Origin of the sequence: Limnobacter sp., from assembly GCF_964228395.1 — a bacterium.
GTDB lineage: Bacteria > Pseudomonadota > Gammaproteobacteria > Burkholderiales > Burkholderiaceae_B > Limnobacter.
Map to the genome: position 1 here is coordinate 1 of NZ_CAXQZX010000029.1, position 16,889 is coordinate 16,889.

Consider the following 16,889-nt stretch of genomic DNA (forward strand, 5'->3'; position numbering starts at 1 on the left):
TAAACGTATTGATCGACGATTGCGATGAGCATGATTTGTGGGGGCAGGTGCAAAGCCGCGCCTGAACCACAGACACCGATTACAACAAGGAGATAGAGCTATGACGCGTGAAGTGGTGGTAGTCAGCGGTGTGCGCACCGCAGTGGGCGATTTTGGGGGAAGCCTGAAAGATTTTTCCCCAACCCAAATGGGCGCGATGGTACTCAAAGAAGCTGTGGCCCGCGCTGGCGTGGCTGCTGACCAAGTGGGCCACGTGGTGTTTGGGCATGTGGTCAATTCTGAGCCGCGTGACATGTACCTGGCCCGCGTGGCCACCATTGAAGGAGGGCTGGACAAAACCACGCCTGCGCTGACCCTGAACCGGTTGTGCGGCTCTGGCCTGCAAGCCATCGTGACTGCTGCGCAGAGCATCATGCTGGGCGATGCCGATGTCGCCATTGGTGGTGGCGCTGAAAGCATGAGCCGTGCTCCCTACATTCTGCCTGCGGCCCGTTGGGGGGCGCGCATGGGCGACATGAAAGGCATCGACATGATGGTGGGTGCGTTGCATGACCCATTCCATGTGATCCACATGGGCGTGACAGCTGAAAACGTCGCCAAGGAATTTGGCATTTCACGTGAGGAGCAAGATGCACTGGCTGTTGAAAGCCACAAACGCGCAGCCAACGCGATCGCCAATGGTTACTTTAAAGACCAAATTCTGCCAGTTGAAATCAAGAGCAAAAAAGGCCCTGTGATGTTTGACACCGACGAGCATGTGCGTGCGGACGCCACTCTGGAGGGCATGGCCAAACTGCGCACTGTGTTCCAAAAAGACGGCACTGTGACCGCGGGCAATGCCTCTGGCTTGAATGATGGCGCCGCCGCCGTGGTGCTGATGGAGCGGAGTGCCGCTGAAAAAGCTGGCAAGAAGCCCATGGCACGCTTGGTGGCCTACGCCAACACGGGCGTGGAGCCAACCATCATGGGCATTGGGCCTGTGTCTGCCACCAAAAAAGCCTTGGCCAAAGCAGGCTTGAAGATGAGTGACATCGACGTGATTGAGGCCAATGAGGCCTTTGCTGCTCAGGCGTGTGCGGTCACCAAGGAACTGGGCATGGACCCAGCCAAGGTGAACCCCAATGGCTCGGGCATCTCGATTGGTCACCCCATTGGTGCCACGGGAGCCATCATCACGGTGAAAGCCCTGTACGAACTGCAGCGCGTGCAAGGCCGCTATGCACTGGTCACCATGTGTATTGGTGGCGGTCAGGGCATTGCCGCTATTTTTGAGCGGATGTAATCTGGTCTAGGTGCTTTAAAAAACCGGGCTCGGTGCCTATGCCGAGCCTGGTTGTTGAATCACAGATTGGCTTCAAACCATTTACAAATGGTGTCCAGGCCGCCGTGGTTGATGCAAAAATCGGTTTTCTCTTGCACCACGGGCTTGGCACGGTAAGCCACGCTGGCCCCTGCAATTTCCATCATTTTCAGGTCGTTGGACCCATCGCCCACCACAATGGCGCGCGAAGGATCGCAGCCAATGAGGCTGCAGGTTTCGAGCACGGTTTCGCGCTTCACGTCGGCATCCACAATGGTGCCTGTGACGCGGCCGGTTAAATGGCCCTCGACAATCTCTAATGTGTTGGATCGAGTGTAGTCCAGCCCCAATGTGTCTTTCATTTTGTCGGTGAAGTAGGTGAACCCACCACTGACCAACAAGGTTTTCCATTTATTGGCTTTTGCAAAAGCGATCAATTCTTCGGCACCCGGGGAAAGGCGCAAGCGCTCCTCAAACACTGATTGAAGGCAGCTTTCGGGCACACCTTTGAGCAGGGCCACTCGACGGTTCAAACTTTCAGAAAAGTCTTTGATTTCGCCACGCATGGCGGCTTCTGTGATTTCGGACACTTCCTTTTTTTTGCCGGCAAAGTCGGCTATTTCGTCGATGCATTCAATGGTGATCAACGTGCTGTCCATGTCCATGGCCAGCAGTTTGTATTCGCTTGCCAAAAACTCAGATTCCAAAATAGCGAAGTCGAATTGGTGGGCTCGGCTCAGTGGTTTCAGGGTGTCTGCAATGGCTGCCTTGGGCAATGTGTAGGCCTCGGGAATCTCGATGCAAACTTGCTGGTTTTCTACCTCAATGCCCAGAGTGGGCAGGCTGAGTGCATCAAGGGCGCTGTGCACCTGTGCGGTGTTCAGTGTATTGGATGAAAAAAACAGTCGACTCATGGCGTTCCCTCCGTTGTGGCATTCGCAGGGGTGACCTCGAATGTTGGGTTTGTTGGGGTGTTGGCTGTTTGCGGCATGTCGCGCAACCAAGCCTTGGCGGGTTCGTGACCAGCTTGGGCTGCCTTGTTCAACCATTGTAAGCCCAAGCTGCGGTTGACAGGTAGCCGCATGCCCTCGACCAACAGCACCCCGAGCAGGTGCATGGCGTCGGGGTCACCTTGGCCGGCAGCGTTGTTCAGCAAGGCCAGCAAGGCAGGGTCGTCGCCCTGCAAGGGCACTTCGCCTCGCAACACCAAATCAGCCAGCGTGAAACTGGCTCTGGGGTGGGCAGCTCGAGCAGCACGGCGTATCCAAAAAAGGTCATCTTCATTTGCAAAGCTGGCCAGTTCAAACATGGCATTTGCATCGCCATGGTTGGCCATGATGTAAAGCAACCTGCGTTTGGTCTCGCTGCTGTCGTCGGTTTCAAGTCGCTTTAGTGCATATTCAGTACAGGGCAGGTGGGTGTCTGCACACAGCAAAAGCATTTGCTCGGCTTCTATTTTGCTGTGGCCAAATGGTTGGGCCAATTGACTTTCAAGCAAAGTGCTGGCGTACAAAAATTGCGCAGGCTTGTGCTGTTCGCGCGCCGCGCGGCGCAGCCATCCAAGGCCTTCGGTGAGTTGCTTGTTCAGGTCGGTCGGTGTTGCGCCCAGCACATCGAGCAAAAGCAACTGGCCCAAGTAGAACTGCGCGGGCACATGGTTTTGCAATGCTGCTTTGCCCAGCCACACGCGGGCCACCTTCAAATCTTGTGGAACAACCTCGCCTTGCATGCGCATCAATCCAAGGGTGGTTTGAATTTCGGGGTCGCCACGCCGGGCTTTTTCAAGCAAAGCGTTGTAAACCCGCAGACCTTCCTCGAATTGTTGTGGGGTGTTGGTGGGGGGTGTTGCTGCCCAGGCGGGGTGGCCCACCCACAGAAGCAGGGCTGCGAGCAGGCTTGAAAGGGTCCCGTAGAAAGGGTTGGGCAATTCACCTGGATTCATGCGGATAGCTGTTTAATCAGCCCTTTTAAAAACTGCACCCGATCAACAACCTTGGGCATGCTGCGGTTAATGCGCAGCCGGTCTGCCCCAGCCAGTTTCATGTCTTTTTCTTTTTGGATCATCAAAATGATTTTGCCTGCATCCACATTGGGTTTGGCATCAAAATGCATCACGGTGGCCTCGCTGGAACTGTCGATTTTTTGCACGCCCAAAGGCTTAGCCAAAATCCGCAGGCGGTGGGTATCCAGAAGGGTGTTTGCGGCTTCCGGTAGTTTGCCAAAGCGGTCGATCAGCTCTTCTTGAATGAATGCAATGTCGTCGAGGTCTTCAGTGCTTGCGAGGCGCTTGTAGAGTGTAAGCCGCTCGTGCACATCGGGGCAATAGTCCTCGGGCAGCAGGGCCGGTGTGTGCAGATTGATCTCGACAGTGGCGTGCAGGGGCGCTGTCAAGTCGGGTTCTTTGCCAGCACGCAAGCTGCGAACAGCATGGTTCAACATGTCGGAGTACATCTGAAAACCCACCTCGTGAACATTGCCACTTTGGTTGGCGCCCAAAACCTCGCCTGCGCCACGAATTTCCAGGTCGTGCATGGCCAAGTAAAAGCCGCTGCCCAAGTCTTCCATCATGGTGATGGCTTCCAGGCGGCGCTCGGCTGTCTTGCTCAGACCCTCTTCATTGTTCACCATAAGATAAGCGTAAGCTTGGTGGTGACTGCGGCCCACGCGGCCACGCAACTGGTGTAATTGGGCCAGACCAAATTTGTCTGCACGATGAATCACAATGGTGTTGGCCGAAGGTACATCGATGCCGGTTTCGATGATGGTGGTGCACAGCAACACATTGAAGCGTTGTTGATAAAAATCACGCATCACGCGTTCCAGGTCACGCTCGTTCATTTGGCCGTGCGCAATTCCAATGCGCGCTTCAGGAATGATGCGCTCCAGCGCCTCTTTGCGGTTTTCGATCGTGTCCACCTCGTTGTGAAGGTAGTACACCTGTCCGCCGCGTTTTAGCTCGCGCAAAACCGCTTCCCGGATCACACTGTCGGTCTCGCGCCGCACGAAGGTTTTGATGGCCAGGCGGCGTTGCGGGGCCGTGGCGATTACAGAAAAGTCGCGTATGCCTTCCATGCTCATGGCCAAGGTTCGTGGAATGGGCGTGGCGGTGAGGGTAAGAACATCCACCTCGGCTCGCAAATTTTTGAGCGCTTCTTTTTGACGAACACCAAATCGGTGCTCTTCATCAATGATTACCAGGCCCAGGCGAGAAAACTCGATGTCAGAGCTGAGCACTTTGTGGGTGCCGATGATGATGTCGGCCTTGCCTGCATTGATGAGTTCTACCGCTTCGCGGATTTCTTTGGCCGATTTAAAGCGCGACAACTCAACCACTTTTACCGGCCAGTCAGCAAAGCGGTCGGAGAAGGTTTGAAAATGTTGCTCAGCCAAAAGAGTGGTGGGGGCCAGCAACACCACTTGTTTGCCGTCCATGACGCTTACAAAGGCCGCGCGCAGGGCCACCTCTGTTTTGCCAAAGCCTACATCGCCACACACCAGGCGATCCATGGGGCGCGGCGAGGTCATGTCGTTGATGACCGCTTGAATGGCCGCGGCTTGGTCAGCAGTTTCTTCAAAGCCGAATTTCTCAACAAAGGCCTCGTAATCGCCCACGCTGAGTTTAAATTCATGGCCCTTACGCAAGGCGCGCCTTGCGTACAGGTTGAGCAACTCTGCGGCGGTGTCGCGCACCATTTTGGCCGCTTTGTTTTTGGCCTTTTCCCACTGGCCAGAGCCTAAAGCATGAACGGGCGCCGTTTCGGGGTCTGCTCCGCTGTAGCGGGCAATCACATGCAGTTGAGCCACGGGCACAAATAAATTGGCGCCGTTGGCATATTCGAGGTGCAAAAACTCGGACGCGCCTTCACCCAGGTCCATGCTCGTTAAACCTTGGTAACGACCAATGCCGTGCTGTTGATGCACGACCGGGTCGCCCACTTTGAGTTCGGACAAATCCCGAATCATGGATTCAACGTTGCTTTGTCGCTCTTGCTGGCGGCGAGCCCCACGACGCTTGGGCGCCAAGGAAAACAGCTCAGCTTCTGTTACAAAAGCGACCTTGGGGGTTTGCCCGTGGAGCACCCCAAACCCTTGGTCCAAGGCGGCTGTGCACAGCGAGAAGGCTTGCGCGCTGCTTAAAGCCTCTTGCAAGCCCGCGGCAAGCTGTGGTTTTAAGCCGTGTTCTGCAAAGTACTGCAGCAGGGTTTCGCGTCGCCCATCCGTTGGGGCCACCACCACAATTTGCGCGTAGTGGTTGGGCGTGCCAGCGCGTTCAACCAGGTTTTTTAGCTTGTGCAAGGGGTCATCGGCCTTGCGGTCGGCCGAAAGGTCGGGGAGAGCCACGCCATGGAATTCGGGCAACAAAGCATTTTTGCTGGCCGACAGGTTCACTCGGGCCGCTTGATCGAATAGTTTGTAAAACTCTTCGGCGCGAAGGTAAATCTCGTTGGGTCGCAAAATGGGGCGTTCGATGTCTTTGGACAAGAAGTCGAATCGGCTTTGTGTGTCCGCCCAAAAGGTTTGCAGGGCTTGGTCTACGTCGCCATGTTGAATGAGCACGCAGGGCGACTCGGGCATGTAATCGGCCAAGCTGGCGGTGGTCTCAAAAAAAAGAGGCAGGTAGTATTCAATGCCCGCCGAGGCCACGCCGCTACCCATGTCTTTGTAGATCGCGACTTTTGAAGGATCTCCCTCGAAGCGCTCGCGCCAGCGGCTGCGGAATTGGGCGCGGCTTTGTTCGTCCATGGGGTACTCGCGCCCTGGCAGCAGGCGCATTTCACGCACGGGGTAAAGGCTTCGTTGGGTGTCTACATCAAATGTTTTGATGGATTCGATCTCGTCGTCAAACAGATCGATGCGAACAGGCAAAGCTGCTCCGGTAGGAAACAGGTCGATGATGCCGCCCCGTATGCAGTACTCGCCCGGTGTCATCACCTGTGACACGTGGTGATAACCAGCCGTGGTCAACTGGCTGCGCAATTTGGCTTCGTCGAGTGTGTCCCCTGTTTTAAAAAAGAAGGTGCTGCCCGCCAAAAAGGCTGGGGGCGCCAAGCGCTGCACCGCAGTGGATGCCGCCACGATGAGTACGTCGATTTCGTTGCGCTGTGTTTGGTACAAAGTGGCCAGACGTTCTGACACCAGGTCTTGGTGAGCCGACAGGCTGTCGTAGGGCAGGGTTTCCCAGTCTGGCAAGTGGTGCACACGCAGCTCGGGTGCAAACAATCGGATTTCATCTTGCAGGCGAGTGGCATCGTGGGGGTTGGCACACACCACCAGGCAAACGCGGCCAATTTCGCGACTGTGCGTACACAATTGAGCCAGCAAAAAGGCGTCTGCACTGGCGGGCGGGTGTGCCAAGCTGAGCTTGTGCCCGCCGGCGAGCTGAAAAGAAGAAGTAAAATGTGACAGCATAAAAAAACCCTCACCATGCCGGTTTGGCCGGGGTGGGGGTGTTGACAACAAGGCCCATATTATACGGGGCCACGCCCTACGATTGGAACAAGCGCGCATGCCCAACACGGCAAAGTATTTTGGTTTAATCCCCGCAGGTGGAGCCGGGCGGCGATTTGGCACGGATCTGCCCAAGCAGTATCACCTTCTGGGGCAGCACACCGTCTTGCGCCGCAGCGCCATGGCTTTGTTGGCAGACCCGCGCGTGCTCAAGGTGTTTGTGGTGGTTGCTGCCGGGGACCCGCATGTGGCCAATGCCTTGGCAGGGTTGGATCGGGTCGAAGTTTTGCATCAAGGGGGTGTTGAACGTGTCAACACCGTGCTTAATGCTCTAAACCATTTATTGGCTGAGGGGCGAGTGGGCGAAACCGACTGGGTGCTAGTCCACGATGCGGCGCGGCCCGGCTTGCAGCCCACTGCCTTGTCCAAGTTGATTGATGAATGCAGCGAACATGTGGCTGGGGGTTTGTTGGCCGTGCCAGTGGCTGACACTGTCAAGCGCGGTGTAGAGGGTGAGGGTGGTGTAGTGAGCAGCCAAACCACCGTGGCTCGGGACGGGCTGTGGTGCGCACAAACCCCGCAAATGTTCAGGGCGCAGGCGTTGGCTCTGGCTCTGGCAGAATGTATTTACCAAGGGGCCAAAATAACCGATGAGGCCAGCGCCATTGAGACCATGGGATTGTCGCCTTTGATTGTGCAAGGTCACATTGAGAACATGAAAATCACCCAGCCCCAAGACCTTCGCGCGTTGGCGCGTTTGCTAGGCTTGGCCACGGAGTTGAAATGAACACCTTACATACCCTTCGAATTGGTCAAGGTTACGATGTGCATCGCCTGGTCGAGGGGCGAAAACTGATTTTGGGGGGGGTGCACATTGACTCGCCTGTGGGCTTGCTTGGCCATTCAGATGCCGATGCTTTGCTGCATGCGATCACCGATGCAGTGTTGGGCGCATGTGCCATGGGCGACATTGGCACTCACTTTTCAGACACCGATCCGGCCTTTGAAGGGGCCGACAGCGGTCAGTTGTTGCTTGAAGTATTGGGCAGGGCCCGTGCGGCCGGGTATGAGTTGATCAATGTAGACACCACAGTGATTTGCCAAAGCCCCAAGCTTGCACCGCACATGGAGGCCCTGCATGCCAGCCTGGTCAGCCTGTGTAAACTGCCCAGGGATTGCGTCAATATCAAGGCCAAGACGAATGAAAAACTGGGCTACCTGGGCCGCAAGGAAGCCATTGAGGCGCAAGCCGTGGTTTTGATGAGGAAAACAGCTTGAGTACGCCCATTGCCCAAGATGATGCGTACTTAATTGCCATCACCACCAGCAGCGGTGTGGCCCATGTGGCAGCCACAGCCAAAGATGGCGCTGTGCTGTTTGAATTCACCATTCGTGAATACAACATGCAATCCTTGACTTTGTTGCCACGCCTACAGGCCGAGCTTCACCAGCATAGCCTTGCGCCAGCCCAATGCACCGCCTTGGTGGCCGACGTCGGGCCGGGCGGATTCACAAGCCTGCGCACTGCCTGTGGCGTGGTGCAGGGCCTGGCCACAGCTTGGGGTGTACCTGTGGTGCCCGTCCGTAGGTTTGAGTGCTTGGCCGCGCAAGCGCAAGCAAGCCGGGTGCCCTTGGATCAAGGGGTGCAATGCTTTTTGGATGCGCGCTTGGGCGAACTGTATGTGGCCAGCCTTCGCTTGGGCGAGCAAGGCACCGAGTGGTTGAGCCCACCGGCCCTGTTGCCGATTGAGCAGGCGTGGCGGGGTGCTTTAGGGCCGGGTGCCCCAGGCTTGCCCATGGTGATGGCAGAGCAAGTGGCGGACCTTTTGCCTGCCCCGTGGCCGCCGGGCACCTGGGTGGGGCAGCCCAATGCTGTGGCCTTGGCCGGGCTTGGATGGCAGGCAGTACGCGCCGGCAAAACCACCTCGCCATTGAATTGCCAGCCCCTGTATGTGCGCGATAAGGTGGCTCAAACCACCGCTGAACGTGTAGCAGAAAAAAATGGCCGTGTTTAGTATTCGCCCCATGACCGAGGCAGATGTACCTGCAGTGATGCTGGTGGAAACCCAAATTTACGAGTTTCCCTGGAGCGGGCGTAATTTTATTGATTCCATGCGGGCCGGGTACCGTTTGCACTGCATGTGGCTGGATCAACAATTGGTTGGCTACATTGTGCTGATGCATGTGGTCGATGAGTTTCATTTGCTGAATATTTCTGTGCGTGCAGACCTGCAAGGGCGAGGGCACGGCAAGCACCTGTTGCTGTGGGGGCTGGATCAAGCCCGCGCGGCTGGGGCCAGTGGCATGCTGCTGGAAGTGCGGCCCAGCAACACAAGTGCCCGAGCGCTCTATGAGAAACAGGGTTTCAAGCTGATTGGTGTGCGTAAAAATTACTACCCAGCCCGTGAGGGGCGAGAGGATGCCTTGGTGATGTTCAAGAAATTCAGCGCGATGGAGTAGGCGATGGTAGACCGATCCACCTTGTTCGAAGCCATGGGGCTGGGCCCCGTGTGGACTCTGCGACAGGGAGATGCCCGGCCCACAGATTCGAGCGTGATGGGCAATGTCGACTTGGCAGAACTGCAGCAGCAAGTTGAGACGTGTCAAGCATGCGGGCTTTGTAAAAGCCGCCAACAAACCGTGTTTGCTGACGGGCAAACGAATGCGCCATTGATGGTGGTGGGTGAGGCCCCCGGGGCAGAAGAAGACGCCACTGGGCTTCCTTTTGTAGGGCGGGCTGGGCAGTTGTTGGACCGCATGTTGTTGGCCGTAGGGGCCACCCGCAGCAGCAACACGTACATTGCCAATGTATTGAAGTGCCGCCCCCCGGGCAATCGCGATCCAGAGCCTTCAGAAATTGAGCAATGCCTGCCCTACCTGCATCAGCAAATTCAGCAGGTGGCGCCACAGGCCATTTTGTTGGTGGGGCGCTTTGCCATGCAGGCTTTGCTGCGCACTGACCAAGCCGTTGGCAAGTTGCGCGGCCAGGTGCATTGGGTGGAGTTGGCTGGGTTACGAATACCGGCGGTCGCCACCTATCACCCGGCCTACCTGTTGCGCAGACCTGAAGAAAAGAGCAAGGCCTGGGACGATCTTCTTCTGCTTAAACAGCAGGTGGAATGCCTACAGGGCGGTCTTCGCCGATCCTAGATTCGACGTTGTACATCCGCTGGTTGCGGCGGTGCCAAATAATCACGAGGAACATGGTCACCATCACAAACCCGCCAAACATCAAAATCACGTTGTTGACGTGCACATCAAAACTGATGAGCAGCGCATACACGCCCAGCATGGTAAGCACCGAGATGTTTTCATTGAAGTTTTGAATGGCAATAGAGCGCCCGGCGCTCATCAGCACATGACCCCGATGCTGAAGCAGTGCATTCATGGGCACCACGAAAAAGCCGCTCAAAGCCCCCACGACGGTGATCAAAATGTAAGCCGTATTCAGGTTGTTGACCAGGGTCATGGTCATGCAAACCAGACCCATCAAGATGCCCATGGGCAGCACTTTCATCGACTTTTTAAGCGGGATGCTCTTGGCAGCCACCACGGCCCCAGCCGCAACGCCAAACGCACACACGCCCTGTAAAATGGCACCCTTGTCCAGGCTTAGACCCAAGGCCACCTCGGCCCACTTCAGCACGATGAACTGAAGAGTGGCGCCAGCTCCCCAGAAAAGAGTGGTGACGGCCAAGGAAATTTGCCCCAACTTGTCGCTCCAAAGCTGCTTGACGCAACCCATGAAGCGGCGGGTCATGATGATGGGGTGGTTCAACTGAGGTTCGTAGCGTGCCCCGGTGTCTGGAATGCGCAGGTTGAACACCGCAGCGATGAGGTAGCCAGCGGTGATGACAAACACGGCGGCCTCTGCGGGCGTGTCCATGCCGTCGGTCACTCCGGGGATGTGCAATTGCATGAGGTACTGAGATGTAGCGGGTGCAATCAAGATGCCCCCCAACACAGTGCCTAAAATGATGGAGAGCACGGTGAGGCCTTCAATCCACCCGTTGGCCTCTACCAGGCGATCGTGCGGAAGCAGTTCAGTGAGAATGCCGTACTTGGCCGGAGAATATGCCGCTGCGCCCAGGCCCACCACTGCATAAGAAATCAAAGGGTGCACGCCAAAAAACATCATCAGGCAACCCACGATTTTGATGGAGTTGGTGATGAACATCACCTTGCCCTTGGGCAACGTGTCTGCAAAGCCGCCAACAAATGGCGCGAGCAGCACATAGGACACCACGAAAAAAAGCTTCAATAGCGGGGTCATCCACTCGGGCGACTGGATTTGAAATAGCAGCGCAATGGCCGCGATCAGCAAGGCGTTGTCGGCAAGCGAAGAAAAAAACTGCGCTGCCATGATGGTGTAAAAGCCAGGTTTCATTCAACAATTGGTGATGCATGCGCCAAAAAAGGGCGCACGCCGATACGCTGCTCGTTCAATGGTGTTGAGGCGTTATATCATATCCGCACGGCTGGCGCGTGGTGCCACAGCCAATTTGCAGCGTTACACCCCCTTGCGCTTTTGTCCCCATTATTCCCATGCCCAGACCCATTTCTGCCACGGTTCATTTGGATGCAATTGCTCACAACGTGAGCACAATCAAAGGTTTGTTAACGGGGCGTGTGTGCATGCCAGTGGTGAAGGCCAATGCCTACGGGCACGGATTAAGTCGAATCTACCCTGCATTGCAACAGGCCGATGCGCTGGCCATTTTAGAAATTGAAGGCGCCATTGCTTTGCGGCAAATGGGATGGGCCAAGCCCATAGTATTGCTGGAGGGGTGCTTTGATTCCGAGGACATTGCCGCCGCTTTGGATTGGCGGTTGGACTGGGTGGTTCACAAAGCCGATCAACTGGCGCAATTAACCTCCCAGAGCCTTGGTGGGCCCCTGAAATACAAACCTCGTATTTTTTTGAAAGTAAACACCGGCATGAACCGATTGGGTTTTACCTTGGATGAGGCACCCCAAGCCGTGCATATGCTGGACCAATTGGCCAGCAAGGGCGCATGGCCAACCCCCGTATTAATGACCCACTTCGCCAACGCTGATGCAGCCAACCTCATGGAGGTGGCCCCCAGCCCAATCGACCAACACCAAAAACTCATGCAGCTCAAGCCCAACCATTGGGCCAGCAGCCTGGGAAATTCGGCGGGCGTTTTGAACTGTACCGCTTGGGTGGGTGACATTGCCAGACCCGGCATTGCCACTTACGGCGCCAGCCCTGGCCCGCGTGGCGCGGCCGAATATGGTCTGCGACCCGCCATGCATCTTCAAAGCCAAATATTGGCCGTTCAGCAGGTGCGTACCGGGCAGCGCGTGGGTTATGGCTCGCGCTGGGAGGCCCGGCGCAACAGTCGAATTGCGGTGGTGGCCTGCGGTTACGCCGATGGCTACCCGCGCCATGCACCAGACCAGACCCCCACCGGCGTGTGTGGGCGCATTGCCCCACTGGCCGGGCGAGTCTCCATGGACATGCTCACCATCGACATCACCGACATCCCGGAAGCCCAAGTGGGCACACCAGTTGAGCTTTGGGGGCCGAACGTGGCAGTCGATGACGTGGCCCACAGTTGCGGCACCATTTCCTATGAACTGTTGTGCGCTGTGGCCCCGCGCGTGCCTATGCAGGTAAAGGCTTAAGCGCATGGCCAAAACAAAAACCCAATACCAATGCATCGAATGCGGGGCTGTCTTTGCCAAATGGCAGGGGCAGTGCAGTGAATGCACCGCATGGAACACTTTGGTGGAGTCTGCGGTGAGTGCGGCACCGGCCAAGTCCAATCGCTTCTCGGCCTTGGCTGCGCAAAGCAACCAGGTGGTCAAGCTGTCTCAAATTCAAGCCCAGGAACATCCCCGATTCGGCAGTGGAGTAAGCGAGTTTGATCGGGTGCTCGGTGGCGGCATGGTGCCCGGTATGGTCGTGCTGTTGGGGGGAGACCCCGGCATTGGCAAATCCACTTTGCTGTTGCAGTCCATGGTGGCTTTGGCCCATAGCCATTCAACCCTGTATGTGAGTGGCGAAGAATCCGCCGGGCAGATTGCCTTGAGGGCACAGCGCTTGGGTCTGGAGCATGCTGACCTTCATGTACTCACTGAAATTCAGCTTGAGCAAATTTTGGCTCAACTGGAAAACCTCAAGCCGCAGGTGTTGGTGATTGACTCTATTCAAACCCTGTACACGGCAGAACTCAGTGCGGCCCCGGGCTCGGTCAGCCAAGTGCGTGAATGTGCCAGCCAATTAACCCGGGTGGCCAAAAGCATGGGAATTACCACCATTTTGGTGGGCCATGTGACCAAAGAGGGCACCTTGGCTGGTCCACGGGTTTTAGAGCATATTGTTGACACCGTGTTGTATTTTGAAGGTGATTCCCAATCTTCGTTCAGGTTGGTGCGCGCATTTAAAAACCGATTTGGTGCAGTGAATGAACTGGGTGTTTTTGCGATGACCGACCGTGGGCTGAAAGGGGTTAACAACCCATCAGCTTTGTTTTTGTCTCAGCAGGCCGAGTGGGTGGCTGGCTCGTGTGTAATGGTGACCCAGGAAGGTGCCCGCCCCCTATTGGTGGAAATTCAGGCCTTGGTGGATGGCTCGCATTCGCCCGCACCCAGACGCCTTTCTGTTGGCTTGGAGCAAAACCGTCTGGCCATGTTGCTGGCTGTGATGCATCGGCATGCTGGTCTTCAGTTTTTTGATCAAGACATTTTTATTAACGCAGTGGGTGGGGTTCGAATCTCGGAACCCGCTGCGGATTTGGCCATCGTGCTGGCCATGGTGTCTTCTCTGCGTAACAAACGTTTGCCCCGGGAACTGGTGGTGTTTGGCGAAATCGGTTTGTCTGGCGAAATTCGCCCTGCGCCTCGAGGCCAAGAGCGGCTGCGCGAAGCGGCCAAGTTGGGCTTTACCCATGCCATTGTGCCGGCCAGCAATGCACCCAAACAGGCCATCAAAGGTTTAACCGTGATTGGCGTTGAGCGGGTTGAAAAGGCCTTGGATGCTTTAAGAAGCACCTTGGATTGTTTTTGACTAAACGTTTGATTGCGCCGACAATTGCGCCAGTTCTGCAAATATAACAAAGAGCATGACATGCAATCACACCAACGATGCCTTCCCATTGGCCTGGCCTGCCTGGCCAGTTTTCTGCTTGTTGCCTGTTCCAGGCCCGGTGTAGACACCACGGAGGTGGTGCGCCCGGTGCGCGTGATGGAATTGCAGCGTGGCGAGGCAACCAAAACCGACAGCTTTCCGGCCCAATTGGAGCCGCGCCACCAAGCGAGGTTGAGTTTTCAGGTCGGGGGGAAATTGTTGGAACGGCAGGCCGAGGTGGGGGATCGGGTTAAACAGGGGCAGGCTTTGGCTCGCATCGACCCCAAAGACCTGGCCCTCGGTTTGCAAGCGGCGCAGGCTCAATTTAATGCCGCTCAAGCCGAACTGGCGCAGGCCCAGACCGACTTGGAGCGCGCGCGCAGTTTGAAGTCACAAAACTTTGTGAGCCAAGCAGAAGTGGACCGCCGGCAGTTGGCGCACGATGCGGCAGCCAGCCGCTTTGCTCAAGCCAAAGCCCAGTTGGATGTACAGCGCAACCAGGCCTCGTATGCTCATTTGCGCGCGCCAGGTGATGGGGTGGTTTTTGCCGTGTATGCCGAGCCAGGGCAAGTGTTGGCCGCTGGGCAGGCAGTGGTGGGGTGGGCGCAAAGCAACGTGGTGCAGGCCACGCTGGCCGTGCCTGAGGGGCGTGTGCAAAGCATTCGGCCCGGCCAAAAAGCTGAGCTTGAATTGTGGTCCCTGGGCAAGAGCCAGGCCGCTGTGGTGCGGGAAGTTTCCCCTGTGGCTGACCCGCTCACCCGCACCTATGCGGTGCATTTGGATCTTCCAGAGGCGGGGCCCGATGCGCGCTTTGGCATGAGTGCGACCGTGCACTTTAAAAAAGATGCAACATCCGGTTCTTTTTCATTGCCCATATCCGCTCTGGTGGCTGCTCACGATGGTGCTTTCGTTTGGGTGTTTGACGAGGACCAGGGCGTGGTCAACAAACGCAAAGTGCAGCCCCACGATGTTTCTGAAAGTGCGTTTTTGGTGAATGAGGGACTAGAGCCGGGTGAGTTGGTGGTCACGGCAGGTACCCATGTGTTGAACGAAGGGCAGCGTGTTCGCCGTTTCATTGAACCGGGTAGCGTTAAGCCATGAGGAAAATCAACCTCTCGCGTTGGGCCCTGGAAAACCAACCACTGATTCGATACCTTCTGGCTGTGTTTTTAATGGCTGGGGCCGCTGCATTCTTTTCTCTTGGCCAGGAAGAGGATCCGCCTTTTGTGTTTCGCGGCATGGTGGTGCGGGCGTATTGGCCTGGCGCAACCGCGATGCAAATGGCCCAGCAGGTGGCAGACCCCATCGAAAAAATTATTCAAGAAGTGCCGTTTGCCGACAAAATTCGGTCGTATTCCAAACCGGGGGAAACCGTCATTTTTCTTCAGTTGGAGGACAGTGCCCCGCCTAAGCAAGTTCAAGATGTTTGGTACACCACGCGAAAGCGCGTCAGTGATGCGGCCCGGGTGTTACCCAAAGGCGTGATTGGCCCTTTTTTCAACGATGAGTTTGGCGACACTTTCGGGGTGTTGCTCGCTTTTTCTGCGCAAGGCTTTCAATACAGCGAACTGAAGGATTTCGTGATTCAGGTGCGTCAGGAGTTGCTGAAAGTGCCCGATGTGGCCAAAGTGCAAATGCTGGGCGTGCAGGCTGAAAAAGTGTTCATCGATGTGTCGCACTACAGGCTTGCTCAGTTGGGCATTTCAGCCAACGACGTGCTAGCGCAAATCAATGGGCAAAATGCAGTGGTGTCCCAAGGCGTGCTCAGCCTTGAAGACCAAAAAATATGGTCGCGCATTGAGGGTCAATTTGAGTCCATCGAAGACATTGCCAACACACCGATACGCGCTGGGCAAAACACCTTGCTGCTAAAGGACATTGCAAAGGTGTATCGCGGCTACGAAGACCCGCCCATTTCAAAGATGCGATTTAACGGTCAAGAAGTCATTGGCTTGGGTATTTCGATGGTCAATGGTGGCGACATCATTGCATTGGGTGAAAACCTCCGCAAAGCAGAACAGAAGATATTGTCGCAACTGCCCATCGGAATTGACATGCAGCGCGTGGCCGATCAACCCAAGTCGGTGCAAACCTCGGTGGGCGAGTTTGTGAAGGTGCTGATTGAGGCCATTGTGATCGTGTTGGCGGTGAGCTTTTTAAGCCTTGGCTTGCACACCAAACCTTTCCGTGTGGACATGCGTCCCGGTTTGGTGGTGGCTTTAACCATTCCCCTGGTGTTGGCGCTGACCTTTTTGGCTATGTCATTTTTTGACATCAACCTTCATAAAATTTCGCTGGGGGCGCTCATTATTGCGCTGGGCTTGTTGGTGGACGACGCCATCATCGCTGTGGAAATGATGGTGCGTAAATTGGAAGAGGGGTATTCGCGATTTGACTCGGCAATTTTTGCTTACGAATCCACGGCCATTCCCATGCTCACGGGCACGCTGATCACGGCAGCGGGGTTTTTGCCGATTGCCCTGGCGCAAAGTGCAGCGGGCGAATACACCTATTCCATTTTTGCCGTGACCGCGATTGCCTTGGTGTTGTCATGGTTTGTGGCGGTCATTTTTGTACCCTACATTGGGTTCTGGTTACTAAAAAAACCAAGTGGCGACCATGCCCAACATGAAGTGTTCAACACCCCGTTTTATCACGGGTTTCGCAAGTGGGTGGCGTGGTGTGTTCAGCATCGGTGGATCACCATTGCAATCACCGCGCTGTCTTTTGCAGGTGGCGCTTATTCGTTCAAATTTATTGAGCAGCAGTTTTTCCCAGATTCCAATCGCCTGGAGATTATGGTCAACCTGTGGTTGCCCGAGGGCACAGCGTTTGCCGAAACCGAGCGCCAGGCCAAGACTCTGGAGGGCTGGCTAAAGGAGCAACCCGAGGTGGAGGGTTACGCTGCGTTTGTGGGTGACGGCGCGCCCCGTTTTTATTTGTCGCTGGACCAAAAATTTGTGCAAAGCAACCTGGCCGAATTCATTGTGACCCCCAAGAGCTTTGAAGATCGTGAAGTGTTGCGGGGCAAACTGAAGGCGCATCTTG

The 16,889-nt window shown here is 56.0% G+C and carries 14 protein-coding genes; 10 read left to right on the forward strand and 4 right to left on the reverse strand.

Annotated elements, in window-relative coordinates; all coding sequences use genetic code 11:
• Positions 1–100: 100 nt before the first annotated feature.
• On the forward strand, positions 101–1,282 hold the full coding sequence (gene bktB / locus ACEQU8_RS02215; RefSeq protein WP_370261163.1) for a beta-ketothiolase BktB: 1,182 nt from the start codon (positions 101–103) through the stop codon (positions 1,280–1,282).
• A gap of 59 nt (positions 1,283–1,341) precedes the next feature.
• Here the strand turns inward: bktB and serB are convergent, their stop codons facing one another.
• The 3 genes from serB to mfd are packed head-to-tail and all read right to left on the reverse strand — an operon-like array spanning position 1,342 to position 6,709.
• A complete protein-coding gene (gene serB / locus ACEQU8_RS02220; protein WP_370261165.1) occupies positions 1,342–2,214 on the reverse strand; it encodes a phosphoserine phosphatase SerB in 873 nt (290 codons plus the stop codon).
• Positions 2,211–3,242: a hypothetical protein gene (locus tag ACEQU8_RS02225; protein WP_370261166.1), complete on the reverse strand. Its 1,032-nt coding sequence runs from the start codon at positions 3,240–3,242 to the stop codon at positions 2,211–2,213. The genes serB and ACEQU8_RS02225 overlap by 4 nt, the downstream gene beginning before the upstream one ends.
• Complete coding sequence (gene mfd, locus ACEQU8_RS02230; RefSeq protein ID WP_370261167.1) at positions 3,239–6,709, reverse strand: transcription-repair coupling factor; 3,471 nt, start codon at positions 6,707–6,709, stop codon at positions 3,239–3,241. The genes ACEQU8_RS02225 and mfd overlap by 4 nt, the downstream gene beginning before the upstream one ends.
• A gap of 97 nt (positions 6,710–6,806) precedes the next feature.
• Between mfd and ispD the strand changes: the two genes are divergently transcribed.
• The 5 genes from ispD to ACEQU8_RS02255 are packed head-to-tail and all read left to right on the forward strand — an operon-like array spanning position 6,807 to position 9,898.
• Positions 6,807–7,535: a 2-C-methyl-D-erythritol 4-phosphate cytidylyltransferase gene (gene ispD, locus ACEQU8_RS02235; RefSeq protein ID WP_370261168.1), complete on the forward strand. Its 729-nt coding sequence runs from the start codon at positions 6,807–6,809 to the stop codon at positions 7,533–7,535.
• Entirely contained in the window at positions 7,532–8,026 is a 495-nt protein-coding gene (gene ispF, locus ACEQU8_RS02240) for a 2-C-methyl-D-erythritol 2,4-cyclodiphosphate synthase (RefSeq protein ID WP_370261170.1), read from the forward strand. The genes ispD and ispF overlap by 4 nt, the downstream gene beginning before the upstream one ends.
• On the forward strand, positions 8,023–8,763 hold the full coding sequence (gene tsaB / locus ACEQU8_RS02245) for a tRNA (adenosine(37)-N6)-threonylcarbamoyltransferase complex dimerization subunit type 1 TsaB (RefSeq protein ID WP_370261171.1): 741 nt from the start codon (positions 8,023–8,025) through the stop codon (positions 8,761–8,763). The genes ispF and tsaB overlap by 4 nt, the downstream gene beginning before the upstream one ends.
• On the forward strand, positions 8,750–9,208 hold the full coding sequence (gene rimI / locus ACEQU8_RS02250) for a ribosomal protein S18-alanine N-acetyltransferase (protein ID WP_370261172.1): 459 nt from the start codon (positions 8,750–8,752) through the stop codon (positions 9,206–9,208). The genes tsaB and rimI overlap by 14 nt, the downstream gene beginning before the upstream one ends.
• Positions 9,209–9,211: 3 nt before the next feature.
• Positions 9,212–9,898: a uracil-DNA glycosylase gene (locus ACEQU8_RS02255; RefSeq protein ID WP_370261174.1), complete on the forward strand. Its 687-nt coding sequence runs from the start codon at positions 9,212–9,214 to the stop codon at positions 9,896–9,898.
• Here ACEQU8_RS02255 and lplT read toward each other — a convergent pair.
• Positions 9,852–11,135 carry a lysophospholipid transporter LplT gene (gene lplT / locus ACEQU8_RS02260; protein ID WP_370261175.1) on the reverse strand — a complete coding sequence of 428 codons (1,284 nt, stop codon included), beginning with the start codon at positions 11,133–11,135 and terminating at the stop codon, positions 9,852–9,854. The two genes, ACEQU8_RS02255 and lplT, sit on opposite strands and share 47 nt — an antisense overlap.
• Before the next feature lie 158 nt (positions 11,136–11,293).
• Here lplT and alr point away from each other — a divergent pair, with 158 nt between their 5' ends.
• The 4 genes from alr to ACEQU8_RS02280 form a co-directional block, all read left to right on the forward strand.
• Positions 11,294–12,397: an alanine racemase gene (alr, locus tag ACEQU8_RS02265; protein ID WP_370261176.1), complete on the forward strand. Its 1,104-nt coding sequence runs from the start codon at positions 11,294–11,296 to the stop codon at positions 12,395–12,397.
• Positions 12,398–12,401: 4 nt separating this feature from the next.
• Entirely contained in the window at positions 12,402–13,781 is a 1,380-nt protein-coding gene (gene radA, locus ACEQU8_RS02270; RefSeq protein ID WP_370261178.1) for a DNA repair protein RadA, read from the forward strand.
• A 60-nt stretch (positions 13,782–13,841) separates the two neighbouring features.
• Complete coding sequence (locus ACEQU8_RS02275; RefSeq protein ID WP_370261179.1) at positions 13,842–14,942, forward strand: efflux RND transporter periplasmic adaptor subunit; 1,101 nt, start codon at positions 13,842–13,844, stop codon at positions 14,940–14,942.
• The coding region (locus ACEQU8_RS02280; RefSeq protein ID WP_370261181.1) for an efflux RND transporter permease subunit at positions 14,939–16,889 on the forward strand (1,951 nt) is incomplete at its 3' end. The genes ACEQU8_RS02275 and ACEQU8_RS02280, both read left to right, overlap by 4 nt.